Raw genomic sequence first — 22,828 nt, forward strand, 5'->3', positions numbered from 1 at the left:
AGTGGGCATCGATCTCTCAGTTATCTGGTTTACTATCATCATCTTCGCCACCCTGATGTATATCATCATGGATGGCTTCGATCTCGGGATCGGTATTCTGTTTCCATTCAACAAAGATCCGGTCGAGCGCGATATGATGGTGAATACCGTTGCTCCGGTATGGGACGGTAACGAAACCTGGCTCATCCTCGGCGGTGCAGCGCTGTTTGGCGCTTTCCCGCTGGCCTACGCGGTGATCACCGACGCGCTGGCCGTCCCACTGACGATGATGCTGATAGGCCTGATATTCCGTGGCGTGGCATTTGAGTTTCGTTTTAAGGCCACCGAAGAGCACCGTCCCTTCTGGGATAAAGCCTTTATTGGCGGGTCTTTTGTTGCCACTTTCAGCCAGGGTATCGTATTAGGTGCCGTCATTAATGGTCTGGAAGTCACGGACCGCACCTACAGCGGCCCGGAGCTGGTGTGGCTGACGCCGTTTAACCTGTTCTGCGGCGTGGGCCTGGTACTGGCGTATGCCCTGCTGGGTAGTACCTGGCTGATCATGAAAACGGAAAATGAGCTGCACCGTAAAATGACCGCGCTCACCAAACCCCTGCTGATCGCTCTGCTGGTGGTGATTGCCGTCGTCAGTATCTGGACGCCGCTGGCGCACGCGGAGATTATGCAGCGCTGGTTTAGCCGCCCCAACCTGTTCTGGTTTATGCCGGTGCCGGTACTGGTACTGGCGGCAGCATGGGGGCTGTGGCGCGCGCTCGAGCGCCACGCGCACTATACGCCGTTCCTGCTGACGCTGGCGCTGGTATTTCTCGGCTTTACCGGGCTGGGCATCAGCATCTGGCCGTTTATCATTCCACCGGTCATCACCATCTGGGATGCCGCGTCCCCGCCGCAGAGTCAGGGCTTTATGCTGGTGGGTGGGCTGCTGATCATTCCGGTTATCCTGGTGTACACCTTCTGGAGCTACTACGTGTTCCGGGGCAAAATTAAGCCTGACGAAGGCTATCACTGATTGTTATGGGGCAGGCCGCAAGGTCTGCCTTTTTTCTGCCACGATATTTCCCTGCAACAACTCGCCCGACCACCGAAGTTTTCCTATCTATTCATATTTTTACACAAAACCGCGCGGCAAAATTCCTTCAGTGGTCTACGCTTATAGTTCTGAATTGAAGAAGTCATGCCATTTAAGGAGAGACCATGAGTTTGTTTGATAAAGCTAACGATAAAGCACAAGAAGCCGTCGGCAAAGGTCAGGAAGAGTTGGGTAAAGCCGTAGACTCGCCAGAGCATGAACTTAAAGGCAAAGTACGCCAGCACGCGGCGAAAGCCTCCTATGCCGTTGATGACGCGCTGGACTGTGTTAAGAGTAAAACTCAGAACGCACCGCTGGTTTCGCTGGCTATCGCCGCAGGCGTAGGTTTCCTGGCAGCTAAACTGCTTGGTCGCCGTTAAGCTTAAAACGTTATGACACCAAACGCCCTCTTACGGGCGTTTTTTTTTGCCTTTTTTACCCGACATCCGGCGGGGATCGTTTTCCTCATTTTCTTTATAACGCTCGGCTAGCGCTGTTGAAGCTGCGCCCGCAAATTGAAAAAACGCTTAATCGCCATATAGCCGGCAATCATGGTCGACAGGCTGGCGGTGCCCAGCAGCATGAAAGTCACCATAATTTGATATTTAATGGCTTTAACCGGGTCGATACCGGCGAAAATAAGTCCGGACATCATGCCCGGTAAGCTCACCAGACCAACGGTTTTGGCCGCATCGACGGTTGGGATCAGGGCGGCACGAATACTGTCACGCACGATCGCTGCCGATGCACGCCGGGGGCTGGCTCCAAGACTTAGCATCTCCTCAATTCTCTGGCGATTATCGCTGACGCGCTGATTGAGATGCGTGAAACATAAACCAACCGCCACCATGGCATTACCCGCTATCATTCCTGAAATCGGGATCACCTGCATCGGTATGAAGGCAATGGAGCCAGTCAGCAGCAGGATTGTCAGTGTCAGGGTCGTGCCCAGAGTGATAGCAATAAAGGCAATAAGGAAGCCCTTGTCGATGGCCCTGCTGTGCTTTTTCGCATTCAGCGCCGCATTCACGCAGATAAACAGCACCATCAGCAGCGTTAGCCAGCGGTTATCGAGGTCAAAAACAGACTTCAGCACGTAGCCGACGATGACCAGCTGAACGACCGCCCGCAGCACACCCCAGACGATATCTTTTTCCAGCCCCAGACGCTCACGGTTGCTGAGCACCAGCGCAATCAGCACCAGCGCCAGCGCCATCCCAAGAGACTGATTACTGATATTATGCTGATCCATCATCCCTCCTGTTAGCAACGGGGGCCAGAGTCAGCACGCGATGCCTGCTGCTGATCTGATGGCCATCATGACTTATCCAGATAGCAGCAACCCCCTGTTGCAACTGTTGTTCAATAAGCTGCTGCACCGCCTGTTTATTCGCGTCGTCCAGGGCGCTGGTCACTTCATCCAGCAGCAAAATCTGCGGCGAGAACTGAACATTACGCAGCAGCGCCACGCGCTGTTTTTCACCGCCCGAAAGCTGGTCAACCGGCTTGTCGAGCATCTCTGCCGACAGATTGAGCTTTTCCAGCCAGTCATATAATTTCCGTCGCTCGACAGGCTGCTGACGGATCTCATAGGGAAACGCCAGGTTGTCAAAGACCGTGCGGCCAAACAGCTGTGGCGTCTGAAATACATAGGATACGCTCTGACGCCAGATTTCTGCCTTTATTCCGGACGCGCGCTGCCCGTTCAAGCAAACGTCACCGGATGAAGGGTTGAGTAGGGAAGCGATAATCTTCAACAACGTGCTTTTTCCTGCACCGGAAGGCCCGGTCAGCCAGAGAAGTTCGCCTTTGTTCAGAGTTAACGAGACGGGTGCCAACAGGCGCTTTCCCTGTTGGATAAAAGAGGCCTCTCTGACCTGCAGGAGAGGGAAAGGAGCATTCATTTGTTGCCACTTAATCCTGGTGGTTGAAGGTAGGATAGTACCATTTTCAGCGCGTTTTTGCCGCAGGCCAGCATATCAGCAGCAGCCCGCTGACGATCAAACCCGCTCCCGCCAACTTTCCCCAGCGAAAGACTTCGTTCAGGCCAGGCAGCCAAAGCGCGGCCAGCCACACCAGCAGATAGCTCAGGCTGAGTAACGGGTAAGCCCGACTTAGCGGTAAGCGCTTAAGCGCCAGCAGCCAGCAAAGCATCGACAGCGCATAGGCCAGCAACCCCAGGAACAGGGCCGCCGTCGGTAGAGGAAACTGGCTTAATGATGAAAGAAACTGCGGCAGCTGGCTGATATCCGGCAGCTGGATCATCGCCCATTTGAGTAACAGCTGTGCGGCGCTCACCAGCACGACGCTGCCTAACGCAAACAATAGCCCCATCAGGTATAGCTCCCCATGATGGCTACGCCAGCGACGATCAGTATCACCCCCAACGCGTGGCGCAGTGACAGGGTTTCACGCCATAACCAGCGTGCGGCGAGAGTCACGAAGATAAAATTGAGGCTCAGCATCGGATAGGCTACGCCAACCGGCACCGTCTGTAATACCCGCAGCCACACCAGCATGGCCATTCCCAGCAGCAGCACGCTGCCCCCCAACCACAGCAGCAGAGGGCGGCGACCACCGCTTACGGTGGTCGCCTGCTTTTGGCACAATTGCCCGGCGCAGCTGAACAGACTGGCGAGAATAATCAGCAGGATGTTCATGGCTGCTGCGAATAGTACCAGAGCACCAGCCGACCGCGATGATACTTCTGATCGGGCACCGGTATACGCTCATCAATATACTGGTCATCATCAGACAGCTTCATCACCAGAGAAACGCTGCCTTCGCGGCGATGCTCACTCAACCAGCGGCTAAAATCATTGAGGTTGATAAACCGCCCTTTCGCATCAGGATAACTGAGCCCATATTCCAGTTCGCCATGACGATCGAAAAGCTGGATATCACTGCGTTTCAGCTCCCATGCCAGAGTTGAAGCCAGGCCAACTTCATTGGCCAACACAAAGCGGCTGTGCTTAAGAGTGTTATCGACAGCGCTAATAAACGACTGTGGTTGCTTTGAGTCGATAACCTTATCAGGAATAACCGCGCCAGCTAACAATGCCAGTCCCAGTGGACACAGCGCCGCCAGCCGCCAATGCTTTGCGCCAGCGACCAGACAGGCCAGACCGACCGCCGCCCAGAACAGAAACGCGCTCGCCCCCAACAGGACCTTAGAGATTTCCGACTTGGCATACAGCGGATGATGGACCAATCCCCACGGCGCAAGCACCAGTATCACCGCCAGTGCCGCTATCACGCCGAAAGCAACGTTGATTAGCGCATTAGCTTTTAACGCTTTACTTCCGGTGCCCGCGATTTTAATGCCGTGATGTGCCAGCAATATCGCTAACGGCGCAAAGCAGGGCAGGATATAGGTCGGCAGCTTGCCTTTTGCCAGGCTGAAAAACAGTAGCGGCATGACCGTCCAGCAGAGCAAATAGAGCGAACCGCTGTTTTCGCTACGCTCGCGCCAGGCGCGCTGAAGGGCCCCCGGCAAAAGACCGACCCAGGGCAGCGCCCCGGCCAGCAGCATCGGCAGGTAGTACCAGAAAGGCGCCTTATGCTGTGCATCGCTCTGCGCAAAGCGCTGAATATGCTCCACCCAGAAGAAGTAATGCCAGAAATCGGGCTCCTGACGAGCGATACTGATTGCCCATGGTGCAGTGATCAACGCCGCGCTAACCAGCGCCAGCGGCCCGAACAGCAGCAGCTCTTTAAAGCGCCGTTGCCAAATCATCCACGGCACAATAGCCACCACGGGCACAGCCAGCGCCAGGAAGCCCTTGGTCATCAACCCCATGCCACAGGCCAGCCCAAGCAACAGCCAGCCCGATACCTTCTGAAGCCTGCTGGCACTTTGCGCCGCAAGCCAGAAGCTACACATTGCCGCCACCAGCCACAGCGTGACCATCGGATCGAGCACGGCATAACTGCCCACGCCATAGACCAGCAGACAGGTCAGAAACACCACCGCTGACAGCAGTGCGGTGCTGCGCTGTTGCCAAAGACGCAGCGCCAGCCAGTAAACCAACAGCGCGCTCAACGTGATAGAAAATACCGAGCCGATACGCACGGCAAAGTTGTTACTGCCAAACAACCACTGCCCAATATTGTTAATCCAGTAGCCGGCTATCGGCTTTTCGAAATAACGCAGGTCAAGAAAGTGCGGTACGACCCAGTTACCGTTGACCAACATTTCACGGCTGATCTCGGCATAGCGAACTTCATCTGGCTGCCACAGCGCACGCAATTCCAGCGGAATTAAGTAATACAGCGCATAGAAAAGTGAAAATAAAAGAGCATAGCGGGTGTATTTCATTCTCAATTACTCAGGATAGTTGCTGGCATCCAAGCCAACCTTCTCGACCAGGGTTATGACCCCGTACAATTTTACCCACCGGCAGCTGCGTAACGTCCTGCGGCAATAATTCGCCCAGCGGGCAAAAGCGAATGCCCCGCCGTCCAGCCTCGACCAGCAAACGCTCAAACATCTCGCTGAGCACAATGCCTTCCACCTCTGCATGTATGGTGTAGACCGGCACGCCCTGATGTTGAGTGATTTGATCAAGAATGAAATCGTTGTAACCCTCGCGCGTCACGCTGCTGCCGATCACCTCATCCCATGTCGGCAAAGTCACCGGGATTTGTACCGTACCCAGACTGCCATCCGGCAACTGCGGCCGAAACGGCCGAACGCCGCGACAGTCGCTGTTGTAGGTAAAATCAAACGGCTGCTTGGCTGCAACCACCTGACCATCGGCACGCCAGCCCGCTACCGCCGAACAATCAACCGGCTGACCCACGATGTCGGCCAATGCCTCCACGCCGCGCCGAATCTCTGCGCTAAGGCGTTCAGCGGGCCAAACCCCTGCCCAGGTTTGCCAGGCGAAATGATCCCAGGCATGCAATCCAATCTCATGCTGCCGTGCGGTTGCACGGATCACCTCAGCCTGCCCCTGGCCAATACGCCGTCCGGGCCAGGCCGTGCCGGCCAGCAGAATATCCCAGCCGTACAGCGAGGCGGCGTTTGAACGCAGCATCTTCCACAGAAATCGCGGTTTTAACAGCCGCCATAAATGGCGGCCCATATTATCCGGCCCGACGCTAAAGAAAAAGCTGCCGCGCGTCTGCTGACGTTGCAGTATTGAAAGCAGGTTTGGCACCCCGTCACGCGTACCGCGCCAGGTATCGACATCGATACGCAGGCCAACATCGATCATTCTTCAGCGTCCCCTGGTTCAACGCTTTGCAAAAAGAAGTCAAGCGTATCGTCAATGGTCTTATCCATCGCGATAGTCGGCTGCCAGTTCAGCAGTTGCTTCGCATTGCGGATTGAAGGCTTACGATGTTCGACATCCTGGTAACCCTTACCATAGTAAGTGCTGCTTTCCACTTCGCGGAAACCGGCAAACGGTGGGAAACGATCGCGTAGCGGATGGCGTTCAAAACTTTCCAACAGCTGTTCAGCCAGTTGCTTGATGCTGGCTTCATTTTCAGGATTACCAATGTTGATAATCTGCCCATCACAGTTTTTCTGCTTGTTCTCGATAATCAGGAACAAGGCTTCAATACCGTCGTGGATATCGGTAAAGCATCGCTTCTGACGCCCTCCGTCGATCAGTTTGATCGGCGAGCCTTCCACCAGATTGAGGATCAGCTGGGTAATCGCGCGCGAACTGCCGATACGAGCCGCATTCAGGTTATCCAGACGTGGCCCCATCCAGTTAAATGGACGGAACAGGGTAAAGCGCAGCCCTTCTTTATCGCCATAAGCCCAGATAACCCGGTCAAGCAGCTGTTTGGATACCGAGTAGATCCAGCGCTGTTTGTTGATCGGCCCGACCACCAGATTAGAGCTATCCTCATCGAAGCTGGCGTCGGTGCACATACCGTAAACTTCAGACGTGGAAGGGAAAATAATACGCTTTTTATATTTCACGCAGTCGCGAATGATTTTCAGGTTTTCTTCGAAATCCAGTTCAAACACACGCAGTGGGTTACGGGTATATTCTATTGGCGTGGCAATCGCCACCAGCGGCAGCACAACGTCACATTTCTTAATGTGATATTCGATCCACTCCGAGTGGATGCTGATATCCCCCTCGACGAAATGGAAACGTTCATGGCCGATAAAGCGCCCGATAGCATCTGAACCAATATCCAGGCCAAACACTTCAAAGTTATCGTCGACCAGAAGGCGCTCGGTCAGATGGTTGCCGATAAAACCGTTCACGCCGAGGATCAAAACACGGGTACGGCGTTTCGCCACGGCGGCAGGATGATTGTACAGTCGGGCACCAGCAACCAGACCCAGCGTCTGCGCCAGCTGACTGCCCTGCATATATACGCCGCTTTCGCTTTGTCCGGTAACGATTTCCAGCGCACCTTCAGCGCAAGCTACCACGAATGGCGCAACGGAGAGCACCGTCCCCGGCTTCGCGGCCGCACGGTCGTAGTGAATTTTCGACTGCCAGACAATAAATTTGCCGGTTCCCACGTAGCCAAAAGCGCCCGGCCACGGATCGGTCACCGCCCGCACCAGGTTGTAGACGCGCTGGGCAGGAAGATGCCAGTCAATACGCCCATCCTCCGGGGTACGGCGACCCACATAGCTGGCCTGGCTCTCGTCCTGCTGATGCTCGCTAAACTCGCCGATCTTAATGGCCGGCAGCGCTTCGGCTAGCAGTTCGCCCGCCGCGGCACAGACTTTGCGATGCAGCGTCAGGGCGTCGTCACGATCGGCGATGGCCACCGTATTCTGGGCAATAATGGCCCCCGCATCGGCACGCTTCACCATGCGATGCAGCGTCACGCCGGTTTCCTGCTCGCCGTTGACCAGGACCCAGTTCAGCGGTGCCCTGCCGCGATACTTAGGCAGCAGTGAGGCATGCAGATTGAAGGCACCGAGGCTGGCGCTGTTGATGATGTCGTCATTCAGCATATGCCTGTAGTGGAACGAGAAGATCGCATCCGGCTTCATCCCTCGAATACGGTCAACCCACAACGGATGGTTAGCGTCTTCAGGCGCATAAACAGGCACGCCCAACTCGGCAGCAGTACGTGCTACCGAAGCAAAAAAGTGGTTTTCTGCGGCATTGTCCGCATGGGTGAAAATAGCAGCGATCTCATAACCGGCTTCGGCCAGCGCACGGATCCCGGTGCAACCAATGTCATGGTAGGCAAATACCACAGCTTTCATGATTTCTTATCCTTTGTGGAGTCTGCGTCGCGACTAACAACGCGTTGAATAAAATAGCGGGGGCGAGCGCGGACATCGTTATAGATGCGTCCGATATACTCGCCAAGCAGCCCCATTCCGACGAACTGCGCACCGATAAAAATAAACAGCACGGCAAACAGCATAAACACGCCGTCTCCCGCCCACTCCGCGCCGAGAAACAGGCGCAGGGCAATCAGCAACAGGGAAAAAGCAAAGCCCATCAGGGCGATGACGCTACCAATGACGCTAAGCAGGCGCAGCGGCGTGGTGGTCAGACAGGTGATCAGGTCGTACATCAGATTGATCAGGCTCATCAGGCTGTATTTCGAGTCGCCAAATTCGCGCTCTGCGTGCAGTACCGGAATTTCCGTGGCCTGACGGGCAAAGGTGTTTGCCAAAATAGGAATAAAGGTGCTGCGCTCGTGACAGTTCAACATGGCATCCACAATATGGCGTCTGTAGGCGCGCAGCATGCAGCCGTAGTCGCCCATCGCTTTGCCGGTAGCACGCTGAATAAGATGGTTGATCGCCCGCGAGGCAATTTTACGGAATCCGCTATCCTGACGGTTCTGGCGCACGGTGCCCACGACGTCATAGCCCTGTTGCGCCGTTTCCACCAGGCGCGGGATCTCTTCCGGCGGATTTTGTAAATCCGCGTCCAGGGTAATCACCAGATCGCCGCTCACATGACTGAAGCCAGCCATGATCGCCGAGTGCTGACCATAGTTGCGGTTGAGCAACACGGCCACAATATGGCTGTCGGGGGCTTCAGCAGCGGCCACCAGCATGGCGGCAGAATCATCGCTGCTACCGTCATCAACCAGCAGAATCTCATAGTCAAGCGCCAGCTGGGCACACGCAGCATCGGTGCGGCGCATCAGTTCGGGCAAACTTTGCTGCTCGTTATAAACCGGGATCACTACCGAAACTTTTTTAATCGATTGTTCTGTCATATCAGCGTTCCGCCAGCGTGCGTAAGGCGGCAATAACACGATCGCAGTCGCCATCGCTCATGCCGGGAAAGAGCGGAATCGAGCAGATCCGCTCGGAGTTCCATTCCGTTTCCGGCAGTGATAGCTGCGGGAAACGGTCTCGATAATATTTCTGAGTATGTGCTGCCCGGAAGTGCAAACCGGTGCCGATGCCCTGCTCTTTCAGTTGCTGCATCAGCTCATCGCGGCTCAGGCCGCAAGACTCGCGATCGACGCGCAGAATAAACAGATGCCAGGCATGCTGATGCGGCCAGGCGGGGCGTGCCAGCGGTAGAAACGGCGTATCGGCCAGTTCGCTCAGATAACGCTGGGCGATCTGCTCACGGCGGGCATTGTGTGCAGCCAGCTTATCCAGCTGCACCAGCGCAATTGCCGCATTGATATCGGCCAGGTTGTATTTGTACCCCGGCGTCAGGACTTCGGCCTGCGGCGCACGACCGTGCGTCTGGCGGTCGAACGCATCCACGCCGAGCCCGTGGAATTTCAGGCTACGCATGCGGTCCGCCAGCGCATCATCATCGGTGACTATCATGCCGCCCTCGGCACAGCTCATGTTTTTGATCGCATGGAAGGAGAAGATTGCAGTGCCACTTTCACCAACATGACGGCCACGGTAATACGTTCCCGCCGCGTGTGCCGCATCGTCGATTACCGCGATACCGTGCCTTTTACCCAACGCATGGACAGCGTCAATATCCGCCGGAGCCCCCGCATAATGCACCGGTACAATCGCACGCGTGCGCTCGGTGATCGCCGCCTCGATGAGTTCTGGAGTGACCATCAGCGTGTCGCGGTCAACATCGATCATCACCGGGGTCGCCCCCAATAATGCAATCATATTCAGGGTTGATACCCAGGTCAGTGACGGCGTAATCACCTCATCGCCTGGACCAATCCCCAGGGCCATCAGCGCCACATGCATACCGGCCGTTGCCGAGCAAACGGCAATCGCGTGGCGATTTCCGGTAAGGCGACAAAACGCCTGTTCAAGCTGTTGATTTTTAGGACCTGTAGTAATCCAGCCCGACCGCAGTACCTCTTCGACTGCGGCCAGCTCTTCTGAACCCATCGCCGGGCGCGAGAAAGGCAAAAATTCCGACATTAATTAACCTTTTTAAAGATTTAAAAGCATTTACGGAGAGTGGTTTTCTGCTGCTCTCAATTGTTCGTGCTGAAAAAGACAACAACAATTCCGTTAGGAGGAAATTCTCCCCCCTGCCTCATGCTGCGCATAAAAAGAGCATCCCTCCAGCATAAGAGCCAAATTTAACCCATTCAGGTTAGCAATATTCTGTTATATGTAGCCTAAATGAAATTGCTTAGGGAAAAATTAAGATTTTGGGTTCGGCAAATAAAAACTACGAAATCGTTTAATAGCTGTTTAACTATACTGAAGATACACAGGCAGTCGAGCGCGGACAATCTTAAATTATAAAAAAAATTTAACATTAATTTTATGCGGGCAGACCTCGGCTTCTCGCGGTCCTTACCCTTGATTGAACTTGCATTTTCTGCTGATTATTGGGTTCGGTGCCCGCCGGACATTGCCCATAAGTGCAGCAGTCAAAGACGGATATAGCGAATGCTCGATCGGGTCAATCAATGATGCGAAGTCACTTCATCACAGGATAAACTGGTCACCTCATTGCGCAAGGAACGATATATGACCGATAACAACATTCTGCCTGCCAGACTGATGGAACTGCTCGACGGTTCGCTGCCCGACAGCCACCTGTATCAGGCTATCCGTCTTTCAAGCGTGGGTGAAAACGGCTGGCCCTATGCGGCACAACTCAGCCTGGGCGAGATCATCGCCCAATCCCCTCGCCAATTGCTGTTTGCCATCTGGCCAGACTCAACCACAACCTACAATCTGAAGCGCGACGGTAAAATCACCCTGGCACTGGTGCTGGACGGTGCCGTGCTGGAGATCCAGGCATTGGCGACTTTGCGTGCGGAAGCCCTGACGGCGTTAAGGCTGGCGGTATTCCAGGCCGATGTTAAACGGGTTCGTTTCCATCGCGCTCCCTATGCCACGGTGGTCAACGGCTTAACTTTTTGTCTGCAGGATGAAGCCGCCGCCAGGGCGCGCTGGCGCGAGCAGATCGACGCGCTCAAAGCGCTGGCATAAAAAAAGGGCGACCCCTGCGGGTCGCCCTTTATCATCCGTCAGCGTTTACTTGCTGTCCGGCAGTGCATAGGCCTTCACATAGTCGCCCAGCTTGGTGCCAAACGAGCCATGTCCACCCGCAAAAATCAGCACGTACTGCTTGCCGTTAACTTCATACGTCATTGGCGTTGCCTGACCACCCGCGGGCAGGCGCGCTTCCCACAGCTGTTTGCCGTTAGTCACGTTAAACGCACGCAGGTAGTTATCTGCCGTTGCCGCAATAAAGAACAGGTTGCCCGCGGTGGCAACTGGCCCACCCAGCATTGGCATGCCCATTTTAAACGGAAGCGGAAGCGGTGAGCTGTCGCGCACGGTGCCAATACGCTTTTTCCACACGATTTCGTTGGTCTTCAGATCAACCGCAGAAATATAGCCCCATGAAGGCTGCTTACAAGGTAAGCCGATCGGAGAGAGGAATGGGTTCAGCGTCACGCCGTACGGCAAACCGTACTGCGGCTGAATACCTTTCTCGCTACCGGTGCCGCCCTTATCATTTTCATCCGGCTCAATGGGATTGCCCGGCCCGCGTGGGATCAGGCGGGAAACGAACGGCAGCGCCATTGGGTTAGTGATGGCAACCTGACGATCGCCATCCACCGCGATACCGCCCCACTCAAACATACCGAGGTTGCCTGGGAATACCAATGTACCCTGCTCGGATGGCGGAGTGAACGGACCTTCATAGCGCAGCTGGTGGAACATAACGCGGCAGACCAGCTGATCGTAGATGGTTGCACCCCACATGTCTTTACCCGCCAGATGGGCTTTTGGACGGAAGCTCAGTTCAGAGTATGGCTGGGTCGGCGAAAGACGATCGCCCTTAGCAGGGCCACCCGGCACCACCATTTCCGGCGCTGGCACCACGGGCTGGCCGTTGGTGCGGTTCAGCACAAAGATATCGCCGGTTTTGGTCGGGATATAAATCACCGGCACCTTGTGTCCGTCTTTGTCGTCGATATCGGCCAGAGTCGGCTGTGCAGGTACGTCCATATCCCACAGGTCGTGATGCACGGTCTGATAGAACCATGCCAGTTTACCGGTGGTGGCATTCAGCGCCAGCACGCCGTTGGCGAAACGCTCCATTTCCGGGGTACGATGACCGCCCCAGATATCCGGCGTTGACACACCCATCGGCAGATAGACCAGGTCCAGCTTGTCATCATAGGCTGCCGGTGCCCACGAGTTAGGTGAGTTCGGCGTATACTTCTGATCGTCATGCGGCAGCAGATTCGGATCTTTCGCTCCGCTGTCGAATGCCCACAGCAGTTTGCCGGTGTTCACGTCAAAACCACGCACCACGCCAGACGGCTGTTTAGTGGAGTAGTTATCGGTAACCGCGCCCGCCATTACAATGCTGGTGGCCGTGACGATCGGCGGTGAAGTCGGCTCGTAAGAACCCACTTTTGCATACGGCATGTTGCTCTGCAGGTTCAGTCTGCCTTTGTCACCAAACTGTTCGCACAGCGCGCCGGTTTCTGCGTCCAGCGCATACATGCTGCCGTCATTGACCGGCAGCAGAATACGACGTGAGCAGAGAGCCGGTTCGGTTCCGGCCGGCGTCGCAGCCGCCTGCGGGGTCTGATAATAAGAAACGCCGCGACAGGTGACGTGCTGGAAGGTTGGATTCGGCTTCAGCTTCGGATCGAACATCCACTTCTTCTTACCGGTGGCCGCATCCAGCGCGAACAGCTGCTGATGCGCGGTGCACAGGTAGAGCGCATTGCCGATTTTGATCGGCGTGGCCTCATTGGTGATCTCACCCGGATCGCTTGGGGATTTCAGGTCACCGGTCTGGAAAGTCCAGGCTTCCTGCAGTTCACCCACGTTTTTATCATTTATCTGCTTCAGAGGAGAGTAGCGCGTCCCGCCCTGGGTACGGCCATAGGCCGGCCAGTCGCCCGGTGCGACGCCATCTTCAGCCGGCACCGCTTCCGCCTGTTCAGCATTCAGTGACCCGTTGATTTCCTGCGGATCGTTAAATATTGAATAGGCGAGGACCGCGACGACAAAGACCAGCACGGCAGAAAGGGCCACGCGGGAGAATGACCCTGTGCCGTTCAGCTCACGCCAGATAAATGGCAATACCAACCACAGTCCGAGGAAGAAGGTGATATCCAGACGCGGAGTCAGCGCCCAGAAGTCAGAGCCCACTTCCCACAGCGACCAGACGGTCGTACCCAGCAGGAACAGCGCGTACAGCAGCAGCGCTGAACCGCGACGGCGGTGCAGCAGGAATGCGGTGACCAACAGAACCACACCAGCGATGATGTAGTAGAGAGAACCGCCAAGTTTAGCCAACCAGATACCGCCGATTAACAGATATAAGCCGCTTAGCGCGGCGAATATAACCGTTAGCAGGATCAGTATTCTTGATGCTTTACTATGCATAGTGTGAACCTTATCCAAATTGAAAGTCGTCGTTGAAGCGTAAAGCGCAGGTGAAAAACGCGCATGTATGCTTACTTATCCATCCAGTATTGTAATTACGGTACTGAAGCAGGCGTCCCTGGCAGGCACCTGCTGGATTTGTTGCCGGGCTGCCCCGGCGAAAATTTAAAACTGATAGCTTATGTTGGCACCGCCGCCCCAGTTACGCCCCGGTGCCGGTTCGTAGTAGCGCTTATTGCCTTCATTAACGATCACAGAGCCGATGTACTGGCGGTCGAACAGGTTATCGACGCGACTGAACAGATCCAGCGACCAGTGCTGCCAGTTAAAGCGGTAGCCGCCATTGAGGCTGGCTACAGCATAAGACGGGGCCTGAGCGTCATTGGCGTCGTTGGCCTGAATGTTGCTCATATAGCGAATATCCGCCCCGGCGTGCCAGCCGCTTTCCGGCGCATATTGCAGTGAAGCATAGCCCATATTGCGCGCAATACCCGGCAGGCGGTTACCCGCTGGGGTACACACGTTTTTCGCATTACAGGTTTCGTTGCGATAGGTGGCGTCCAGCAGCGTCCAGGCCAGCTTCACACGCCAGTCCGTGGCAAACTGCTGGTCAAAGCCCAGTTCCAGGCCACGACGGCGCGTTTCCCCGGCGTTTTTGTATACGCTGCGGCCGAACTGACTCTGGTCCACCACCAGCTCGTTATCGGTATCGGTCTGGAACACGGCAGCGGTAAGCAGGCCATAGCCAATGCGGGTTTTGCTGCCCAGTTCTATCGTATCGCTGGTGGCCGGTTTCAATCCGAGGTTCAGTCCGGTAACGCTGCCGTTAATTGAACGATAGGACAGTTCGTTGATCGTTGGCGTTTCGAAGCCGCGACCGGCGGAGAGATAAACATTCCACGCGTCGCTGACCGCATAACTTAGTGAGCCCATCGGCAGCAGCTTGTGGTAGCGCGCGCTGCCGCTGTCGTCGCCGTTGCCCGTCGTGATGTAGTAGTCGGTGGAATCAAAACTGACGGTGCTGTAGCGCAGCCCGGCGTCCAGCGTCCATTGCGGCGTTAACCGCCAGCTGGTCTGCACATAAGGGTCCAGATTCCACATGGTATTTTTTTCATTGCGCCGCTGTGCCCCTTTCTCACCGAACGCCGGAACGCCGCCCACCAGATTGTAGTTCTGGAAACCCTGGCGGCGCTCGGTCATGGTTTCATAGTCAACCCCGCCGATCAGCGTCACAGGTACTGCGCCCAGCTGGCCATCATGCTGCCAGCGGGTATCAATGCCCTGATATTTGCGCTCCAGTACAATAACGCCCCCCGGATAGGCCGGGTTGAGCTGCGGCCCCTGCGGAATCGACTGATACTGGGTAGTGTGGCGCTCGCCGTGCCAGGTGGTCAGCGTCAGCCGATCGCTGTCGCTGAACTCGCGCTGATAGCGCAAACCCAGCTGCGTTTGATCGAGGCTTTTACGCGTATTAAACGCATCGCCACGCGGTGACTGGCGAGGATTGGCCCGGTACTCTTCTGCTGTCAGTCCGCCGGGATCGTTGGCATCGACCGATACGCTGTTAAACATCAGCGTCAGGGTACTGACATCATCCAGCCTTACGCCAAGTTTGCCATTACCGAGGCTTTTCTGGGTGCCGCTGTGGTCGCGATAGCCGTGGGTGGTAAAACGCGATCCGGACAGGGTGTAATTAACGTCTCCGGCCTGGCTGCCGTCGCCGGTTGCACCGCTGGCTTTTATGCTGTTACGCCACGAACCGTAGCTGCCAAAATACGTCCCCGCTTCCAGCGTGGTGGGCTGGCTGCCAGAAAGGGTATCAATATTGACCACGCCGCCGGAGGCATTGCCGTATAGCGCGGAATAAGGCCCACGCAGTACTTCCACCCTACCCAGCGAATTGATATCAATATTTGACGTCTGCCCCTGACCGTCCGGCATCGTCGCGGGGATGCCATCAACATACAGCCGCACGCCGCGTACCCCGTACATCGCACGACTGCCAAAACCGCGCACCGACAGCTGCAGATCCTGCGCGTAGTTCTGGCGATCCTGAATTTGCAGCCCCGGAACGCTGCCCAGATTTTCAGAGAGATTCACCTGCGCGCTGGCACGGCGCAGCTCGTCGCCGTCCACCACGCTGACCGCAGCAGGCGTGTCCAGCTCGGACAATCCGTCACGTTGTTTTATCACCATCAGGGACGGTTCCTGACCGCTGGCCGAATGGGCTTGTGCATGGCTGACAGCAGCAGGTGCTAGCGAAAAAAACGTCAGAAATAAACTTAAGATTTTATTATTCACAGAGATGATTCGATAAGTCTGATTAGCACCCCAAAAAAGCTTATCCGGCATCGCCTAAATAAGCTCCCCTCTTTCCCTGAGATCCACCGGCAAAGCTGCAAAAAAGTATATAACCAATGCAACATCTTGCACAAAAAAACACCATATTTATATTTCTTGTTACAAGCGGCAGCTCCCCAGAAAGTGCGTCACGCCGGGGATCTCCTGCTTAAATTGTGTAATGGAGATCTCAATATGCTGGCGATTGTAGCACTCATTAATGAGCTTGCGAACTCGTGTTAACGATTTTGCTGAATTGATTCAGTTACTGTTATATCCATGAAAACATTGGGGACAGGTATTCACACGCGGTCACCAAATGGCATGATGACAATACGCTATACTCGATGGAATTAAATCTAACAGGACGTTCTATGCGCTGCTCAGGACATCGGCCAATGCTATATGGCCTCTCTCATGCCGTCGTTCAGCGGCTACTCTTGGCCGTTCTGACGTTAGTCCTTAACGGCTGTTCCTCCGAACAACGGGGGGAAAAATGTATCGGCGAGGTTAAGACATTGAGTGGCCAGCCCCTGGGAACACTACAGGGAAGTGTGATTGACCGCTTCAGTTCCTTTACCGTTTTCATGCCGCCACTGAAACTCGACAGCGGCCCCTTACATTCTAACGACCCCCAGCGATATGTCCCTTCGGCGGTCACCCGCGATGGCTGGCTGGCACAACGTATTTCCAGTCGCCGTTTCAGCATCATTAACGCACCCGGCGACCAGGCTATTACTTTCCTCTGCCCCGTACTTTCAGCAAGCGGCTCTGACCAGCACCGGTTACTTTCCCCTTTGAGATAATCCGCAGTCAGATCCTGTCTACACTTATCCTGCTCAAGTCAAAACAGGAGAAAAAAATGCAGATCGATCTTCATGGCAAAACGGCCATCGTAACTGGATCAACCAAAGGTATCGGTAAAGGCATCGCACAGGGGCTGGCCGCAGCCGGTGCAACGGTGATAATAACCGGGCGTAGCCAGCAGCAGGTTGATGGGCTAATTACAGAACTCGGTGGCGATGCGCGCGGTTACGCATTTGACCTGGCAACGGATGCCGGTTGTAAAGCCTTGCTGAAAGCAGAGCCGCAGTGCGATATCCTGGTGAATAACGTGGGTATCTTTCCCGGCGGCGACTTCTTTGAAACGGATGATGAGCTGTGGCAAAAAATCTGGGACGTCAATGTGATGTCTGGAGTGCGGCTCAGCCGCGCGTATATGCCGCAGATGATCAAATCCGCCTGGGGGCGCGTGGTGTTTCTCTCTTCCGAATCTGCCATCAATATTCCGGCAGATATGATCCATTACGGCGTGAGTAAAACCGCCCTGCTGGCGCTATCACGCGGCCTGGCGAAAGCCGCAGCGGGAACCGGCGTAACGGTGAATGCCGTACTACCGGGACCAACACTCTCTGACGGCTTTGCCGATACCCACAAACAGCAGCTTGCGGAAGGAGCTAAGCTGGAAGATCTCGGGGTTGAGTTTGTCAAAGCCAACCGCCCCACCTCGGTGATCCAACGCGCCGCCAGCGTTGAGGAAGTCAGTAACATGGTGATCTACGTCTGCTCTCCGCTCTCTTCTGCCACCTCTGGCGCGGCGCTACGCGTAGACGGCGGTGTGGTAGAAACGCCATTCTGATCGTCGGGCACCGCCGCTCGCGGTGCCAAGATCCTCTTTCTAATAATCGTATTTCATGGCAGAGACATCTATTTGATAAAATATAAAATGAAAAATTAACTCGTTATGAATAGAGTATGATGAGTTAATTTAAATACATCCATTACTCCAATCACCTTGCCTCTTATATTTTTAACGGAAGGAAAACTCACATCTCATTCAAGAAATGAATACATCATAATAGATAAAGAACTTTTCATTTCAGACTATACTAAAAACGCTGCTTACCTTTTAAACCTAGAATAGAATATCGAATTCAATGATAAACATCATGGAGCTATCATCAAGGAGAAATTAAATTTAGGAAACAATGAAAAAGTGACTAATGGAGATATACTGGAATTGACGATTCTCCGGGCCGAGAGGAAAGACATGACCGACCTATCTGGCCTGGGGTATACCAGTAACCTGTAAATCCTGACATTGCCTGAGAATAACAGTTCGTCTTTGGAGCCGTTGAAAGTCTCGACAATTTCTATCGCCCTGGCTTTTCTCTAATCCTGATATTCATATGGAGGAGATGATTAAGCTGAGTGACTTATCCTCACTCCAGTAGCTTTTCCTGGGCTCAAGCTATTCACTCACCTTTTTCAGTAAAACAACTAACCTTCCCAACCTGGCCGTATTAATTGATCTTACTGCGAGGCATTGACGAATATTGAAGGCGTTAATACAGCTCCAAACCTGAAACAAACAGGGCTGACAAATTGCTCTAAAATTACTCATTTCTCGCCTTTATCATCATGCAAGAAAATCATTAGTTTGATCTGCAATTATACCGGCATAACTAATGAACAGATGAAAAGCATGGGATCCCAGAGTGAATTGACCAAGCTGGCAGCAACCATCCTACTGATATTAGTCAACTAAGTGATAATGCCTCCCGGTTGAGTCTCATCCGCCAGCCAATCGATCTTGTCGATGTTGTGCTGGGTGAAAAAACGGAAATTCAGCTGAAGGATAGAAATTCACAACGCGTTGACATTATTGAGTGGCTGACAGAGGGCAGTATTACCTGGAAGGGGACAGGCAAAACCTGGCCTGGCCGCATAGCGGCGAAAATACGCTGACTTGCTCATGGCAGGGGGAAGACGGTACATCCCCGGTACGCTGACTCAAAGAGCTAATAAATAAAACTGAATGTTTGCCAACGGTGGCAGCTATTTTGACGCTGTGGTACAAATCATGACGTTGGTGAACAGCCGTATTTCAGACAGTTTGCATTAAACCCGTCGGGTAACATTATTTCATCCGACTCCCCCCTTGATAAAGGGGCTTAAAGCGGCAGCTTTATCTCACTCCTACAGCAGGTCGAAAAAAAATAAAACTGAGTGAAGATACTTTACCCTAAGGCCCAGCCTACCCCACTCCCTCTAAGCTACCCCAAACAGTCCGTCAAATGCCATACGGCAAGGGGAAGCCCAAAAGGAGTTTGATTCATGGCCCCAGGATGGTCATCAGATGTAGAAACTAAGGTTTATCAGTCTGTTAAAGCCTCCGAGGAACTTTATTTTCATATATCGTCAGCACTGACTTCCTGTAGCCAACCGGGGCGCATTTGCGGCACCGATTTCAGTAGCCGGGCGGTGTAATCATCAAGCGGAGCGCTGAACACCTGCTCCAGCCCCCCCTGCCGCACCACGTTGCCATGACGCAATACCATAACTTCGTCCGCAACGGCCTTCACAACATGCAGATCGTGGGTGATAAACAGCAGGGAAACGCCGGTTTCCTGCTGTATTTTTTTCAGCAGGATAAGCACCTCACGCCCAACCAGCGGATCGAGCGCCGAGGTTGGCTCATCACAAACGATCAGTTCCGGCTCCACCGCCAGCGCGCGGGCAATGCAGACGCGCTGCTTCTGGCCGCCAGACAGCGCGTGAGGATAGCGGTCAGCGAGCAAAGGTGAAAGCCCCACTTTCACCAGCAGTTCATCAACACGCGTCTGCCGCCGTGACGCGGAGAGTTCGGTCAGGCACACCATCGCCCGCTCAATTTGCAGACGGATGGTTAAACGCGGATTGAGCGCGGTATCGGGATGCTGATGGATCATCTGCACTCTTTGCAGCTGCTGGCGCGTGCGCTGACGCAGCACGGGGGGGAGCTGCCGATCGTTAAAATGAATTTCTCCATGAGACGGGGCAACCAGACCACACACCGCTCGCCCAAGCGTTGATTTTCCCGCGCCGGACTCCCCGATCAACGCCAGCGTACGCCCGCGCCCAATGGCCAGAGAAACCGTATGCAGCACCGTATCGCCATGATACTCAACGCTGACCTGTTGGGCTTTCAGTATCGGCGGCGTAACGCTACGCGGCTGATGGGGTTCGCCGTGGCTGTGCAGCAGTTCGCGGGTGTATTCCTGCTGCGGCTGGGCCAACAGCGCCTTCGTTGCGCCCGTTTCCACCTGTCGCCCACGGCGCAGCACCATAATACGTTGACTGAGCTGGGCAACAACCGCCAGATCGTGGCTGATATAAAGCGCGGCCACGCCGGTTTGTTGGATAACCTGCTGGATGGCCTTCAACACCTCCAGCTGGGTGGTCACGTCAAGGGCGGTGGTGGGCTCATCGAAAATGATCAGCTCTGGCCCGGCGCAAATCGCCATAGCAATCATGGCGCGCTGTAGCTGACCGCCGGAAACCTGATGCGGATAACGGTGGAAGAAGCTCTCCGGCTGCGGTAGCCGTAGCTGGGAGAAAATCTCAATGGCGCGACGGATTGCCTCACGGCGTCCCAGCAATCGGTGACGAACGGCGCTTTCAATCACCTGCTCACCGATTTTTTTCGCCGGGTTAAACGCCGCGCTGGCTGACTGCGCCACGTAGGCAATTTTTGCCCCACGAACCTTGCGCCACTGCCGCTCTGACAGCGCGGTCAGCTCGCCGCCGGAAAAGAGGATCTGCCCTCCGCTCAACGTCATGCCGTGTCGGCAGTGACCGAGGATGGCCTGACCTATGGTGGATTTCCCCGCGCCGGACTCGCCTATCAGTCCCAGCACCTCACCTTTACGCAGAGCAAAAGAGACATCATCGACCAGCACTGCGCTCCCTGCGGTCACCCGCAGATTTTTCACGCTTAACAACGGTTGCTCGCTCATATTCTACTCCTGCCAGCTACGGGTATGCTGGCTCAACAGCCAGTCGGCCACGCTGTTTAACGCCAGCGCCAGCAGGGCAATTGCCGCGCCCGGGATGAGAGATGCCCATACGCCAAACAGGATGCCGTCTTTGTTATCCCGCGCCAGCCCCCCCCAGTCGGCGGTAGGCGGCTGGATCCCCAGCCCCAGGAACGAAAGCGCCGACAGAAACAGCAGAATGAAGATAAAACGTAAGGCGAACTCCACGACCAGCGTGGTGAACGCATTCGGCAGGATCTCCCGCCACAAAACCCAGCCCAGCCGTTCACCGCGCAGGCGAGCCACTTCAATAAACTCCTGGGCCGAAATATCCAGCGCCAGAGAACGCGCAACGCGCAGCACGCGGGTTGACTCCAGAATCCCCAGTACAGCAATAATCACCGGCATGGTTTTCGGCAGCATTGCCAAAATCACTAAAGCGAGGATGAGGGTCGGAATGGCCATCAGAATATCGTTGATGCGTGAAATCAGCGTGTCCACCCATCCACCGGCGTAGCCGGCCAAAAAACCCAGGAAAATACCGATGACAAAAGCCAGTAGCGTTGCCAGTGCGCTGACGCACAGCGAGGTACGCGTCCCCCAAATCAGCCGGGAAAGCAGGTCGCGGCCAAGATTATCCGTTCCCAGCCAGTTTTGCGGCGTCATCTCGCTCCAGGCGCTGCCGACCACCTGGTCAGGTGCCCAGGGGGCCAGCCACGGGGCAAACAGCGCCACTAAAATAAACAGACTCAGCCCGATAATGCCGGGGAGTACGGCAAGTTTTACTCTCAACATCCACAACAATTCCTGGTAACATCCCGGCGCCCCGTGTCAGGCCCCAAGATAAAAAAACACGCCGCTGGTTAGCGGCCGTGACGCAAACGCGGGTTAGCCAACAGGGCGACCACATCTGCCAGAAGGTTCAGCAGAATATAGATACCTGCCAGCAGTAGCGCGCAGTCCTGGATCACCGGGACATCGCGTTTACTGATGCTGTCCACCATATATTGGCCCAGACCGGGATAAACGAAGACGTTTTCGACAATGACTACGCCCACCATCAGCCATGCCAGGTTGAGCACAATCACATTGATAATCGGCCCCCAGGCATTAGGCAACACATGTCGGAACAGGATCGCGGAAGGCGACAGCCCTTTCATCAAGGCCGTATCGACCCAGGCGGCGTTCTGCGCGCTGACCAGTGCCGCGCGCGTCATATTGCTCATGTGCCCAAGAATAGCCAGAATCAGCGTCATACAAGGCAGGGCAACGGCCTGGAGTCGGTCGCCGAGCGGCATATCGTCAGAAATACTGCTGTTGCTGGGCAGCCAGAATAGCGTGATGGAGAAAATCAGGATCAGCAGATAGCCGGAGAAGAATTCCGGTAAAGAAACGGCGGCGCGCGTAAACAGGTTAAGCAGCCGGTCGATCCAGCTGCCGTGGTAACGTGCGGAGATAAACCCAATTACCAGCGCCAGCGGCACCGCGACAATCGCGGTAAAGAAGGCCAGTGACAGTGTGTTGGCCAGCCGGTCGAGCAGTACCGGAGCAATCGCTTCACGGCTGGTGAAACTTTGCCCGAAATCGCCCTGTAATACGCCAGTCAGCCAGGCAATATAACGGCTTAGCGCTGGCTGATCTAATCCCAGCTGTTGATTTAACGCCGCCACAGCCTGCGGCGTGGCCGTTTGCCCCAAAATTGCGGTTGCTGCATTGCCCGGCAACAGCTGAATGCCGATGAAAATCAGCATTGAGACCACCAGCAGCATAGCCAGCCCAGCCAGCAGACGCAGACCGATCAGTTTAAGCAGGGGAAAGTGCCCTTTTATTCCAGGTGCATAAAATAGACTCATG

Annotated in this window: 20 protein-coding genes; 6 read left to right on the forward strand and 14 right to left on the reverse strand. The window is 55.0% G+C overall.

The features are described 5' to 3' along the window. Position 1 precedes the first annotated feature (1 nt). Both cydB and ETA_RS13045 read left to right on the forward strand, forming a co-directional pair. Positions 2–1,009: a cytochrome d ubiquinol oxidase subunit II gene (gene cydB / locus ETA_RS13040; protein WP_012442087.1), complete on the forward strand. Its 1,008-nt coding sequence runs from the start codon at positions 2–4 to the stop codon at positions 1,007–1,009. Between the two features lie 185 nt (positions 1,010–1,194). Further along, positions 1,195–1,449, forward strand: a complete 255-nt coding sequence (locus ETA_RS13045) for a CsbD family protein (protein WP_012442088.1) — start codon at positions 1,195–1,197, stop codon at positions 1,447–1,449. Between the two features lie 107 nt (positions 1,450–1,556). On the opposite strand, the gene fetB is transcribed toward ETA_RS13045, so the two are convergent. The 9 genes from fetB to arnB are packed head-to-tail and all read right to left on the reverse strand — an operon-like array spanning position 1,557 to position 10,382. Beyond that, complete coding sequence (gene fetB / locus ETA_RS13050) at positions 1,557–2,321, reverse strand: iron efflux ABC transporter permease subunit FetB (protein WP_042959037.1); 765 nt, start codon at positions 2,319–2,321, stop codon at positions 1,557–1,559. Further along, on the reverse strand, positions 2,308–2,973 hold the full coding sequence (gene fetA / locus ETA_RS13055) for an iron efflux ABC transporter ATP-binding subunit FetA (RefSeq protein WP_012442090.1): 666 nt from the start codon (positions 2,971–2,973) through the stop codon (positions 2,308–2,310). The genes fetB and fetA overlap by 14 nt, the downstream gene beginning before the upstream one ends. Before the next feature lie 46 nt (positions 2,974–3,019). Continuing rightward, positions 3,020–3,403: a 4-amino-4-deoxy-L-arabinose-phosphoundecaprenol flippase subunit ArnF gene (gene arnF / locus ETA_RS13060; RefSeq protein WP_012442091.1), complete on the reverse strand. Its 384-nt coding sequence runs from the start codon at positions 3,401–3,403 to the stop codon at positions 3,020–3,022. Next, on the reverse strand, positions 3,403–3,729 hold the full coding sequence (arnE, locus tag ETA_RS13065; protein ID WP_012442092.1) for a 4-amino-4-deoxy-L-arabinose-phosphoundecaprenol flippase subunit ArnE: 327 nt from the start codon (positions 3,727–3,729) through the stop codon (positions 3,403–3,405). Before arnE ends, arnF begins: the two co-directional genes overlap by 1 nt. Then, positions 3,726–5,387, reverse strand: a complete 1,662-nt coding sequence (arnT, locus tag ETA_RS13070) for a lipid IV(A) 4-amino-4-deoxy-L-arabinosyltransferase (protein ID WP_012442093.1) — start codon at positions 5,385–5,387, stop codon at positions 3,726–3,728. Before arnT ends, arnE begins: the two co-directional genes overlap by 4 nt. Positions 5,388–5,397: 10 nt before the next feature. Beyond that, complete coding sequence (gene arnD, locus ETA_RS13075) at positions 5,398–6,288, reverse strand: 4-deoxy-4-formamido-L-arabinose-phosphoundecaprenol deformylase (protein WP_012442094.1); 891 nt, start codon at positions 6,286–6,288, stop codon at positions 5,398–5,400. Then, positions 6,285–8,267, reverse strand: coding sequence for a bifunctional UDP-4-amino-4-deoxy-L-arabinose formyltransferase/UDP-glucuronic acid oxidase ArnA (arnA, locus tag ETA_RS13080; protein WP_012442095.1), 1,983 nt, complete (start codon positions 8,265–8,267; stop codon positions 6,285–6,287). Before arnA ends, arnD begins: the two co-directional genes overlap by 4 nt. Further along, positions 8,264–9,241, reverse strand: a complete 978-nt coding sequence (arnC, locus tag ETA_RS13085; protein WP_012442096.1) for an undecaprenyl-phosphate 4-deoxy-4-formamido-L-arabinose transferase — start codon at positions 9,239–9,241, stop codon at positions 8,264–8,266. The genes arnA and arnC overlap by 4 nt, the downstream gene beginning before the upstream one ends. 1 nt (position 9,242) lies before the next feature. After that, positions 9,243–10,382 (reverse strand): UDP-4-amino-4-deoxy-L-arabinose aminotransferase, encoded by a 1,140-nt coding sequence (gene arnB, locus ETA_RS13090; protein WP_012442097.1) that lies wholly within the window; start codon positions 10,380–10,382, stop codon positions 9,243–9,245. Positions 10,383–10,943: 561 nt separating this feature from the next. Here arnB and ETA_RS13095 point away from each other — a divergent pair. Continuing rightward, positions 10,944–11,411: a PNPOx family protein gene (locus tag ETA_RS13095; protein WP_042959039.1), complete on the forward strand. Its 468-nt coding sequence runs from the start codon at positions 10,944–10,946 to the stop codon at positions 11,409–11,411. Between the two features lie 45 nt (positions 11,412–11,456). Here ETA_RS13095 and ETA_RS13100 read toward each other — a convergent pair whose 3' ends face one another. Together ETA_RS13100 and pqqU are read right to left on the reverse strand one after the other, a co-directional pair. Further along, the gene (locus ETA_RS13100; protein WP_012442099.1) at positions 11,457–13,838 is read right to left on the reverse strand and encodes a glucose/quinate/shikimate family membrane-bound PQQ-dependent dehydrogenase; all 2,382 of its coding nucleotides are present in this window, start codon (positions 13,836–13,838) and stop codon (positions 11,457–11,459) included. 165 nt (positions 13,839–14,003) lie between these two features. Then, complete coding sequence (gene pqqU / locus ETA_RS13105) at positions 14,004–16,190, reverse strand: TonB-dependent receptor PqqU (RefSeq protein WP_012442100.1); 2,187 nt, start codon at positions 16,188–16,190, stop codon at positions 14,004–14,006. Positions 16,191–16,576: 386 nt separating this feature from the next. On the opposite strand from pqqU, the gene ETA_RS13110 reads away from it, so the two are divergent. From ETA_RS13110 to ETA_RS20450, 3 genes are all read left to right on the forward strand, one after another. Then, positions 16,577–16,984 carry a hypothetical protein gene (locus ETA_RS13110; protein WP_049778757.1) on the forward strand — a complete coding sequence of 136 codons (408 nt, stop codon included), beginning with the start codon at positions 16,577–16,579 and terminating at the stop codon, positions 16,982–16,984. 56 nt (positions 16,985–17,040) lie between these two features. Next, a complete protein-coding gene (locus tag ETA_RS13115; RefSeq protein ID WP_012442101.1) occupies positions 17,041–17,817 on the forward strand; it encodes an SDR family NAD(P)-dependent oxidoreductase in 777 nt (258 codons plus the stop codon). Between the two features lie 926 nt (positions 17,818–18,743). Further along, on the forward strand, positions 18,744–18,926 hold the full coding sequence (locus ETA_RS20450) for a hypothetical protein (protein WP_231853281.1): 183 nt from the start codon (positions 18,744–18,746) through the stop codon (positions 18,924–18,926). Between the two features lie 443 nt (positions 18,927–19,369). Here the strand turns inward: ETA_RS20450 and ETA_RS13120 are convergent, their stop codons facing one another. From ETA_RS13120 to ETA_RS13130, 3 genes are all read right to left on the reverse strand, one after another. Continuing rightward, on the reverse strand, positions 19,370–20,956 hold the full coding sequence (locus ETA_RS13120) for an ABC transporter ATP-binding protein (protein WP_012442102.1): 1,587 nt from the start codon (positions 20,954–20,956) through the stop codon (positions 19,370–19,372). A 3-nt stretch (positions 20,957–20,959) separates the two neighbouring features. Continuing rightward, on the reverse strand, positions 20,960–21,769 hold the full coding sequence (locus ETA_RS13125) for an ABC transporter permease (protein WP_012442103.1): 810 nt from the start codon (positions 21,767–21,769) through the stop codon (positions 20,960–20,962). 68 nt (positions 21,770–21,837) lie between these two features. Beyond that, the gene (locus tag ETA_RS13130) at positions 21,838–22,827 is read right to left on the reverse strand and encodes an ABC transporter permease (RefSeq protein WP_012442104.1); all 990 of its coding nucleotides are present in this window, start codon (positions 22,825–22,827) and stop codon (positions 21,838–21,840) included. Position 22,828: the final 1 nt, after the last annotated feature.

Origin of the sequence: Erwinia tasmaniensis Et1/99, from assembly GCF_000026185.1 — a bacterium.
In the GTDB taxonomy this organism is placed as follows: Bacteria; Pseudomonadota; Gammaproteobacteria; order Enterobacterales; family Enterobacteriaceae; genus Erwinia; species Erwinia tasmaniensis.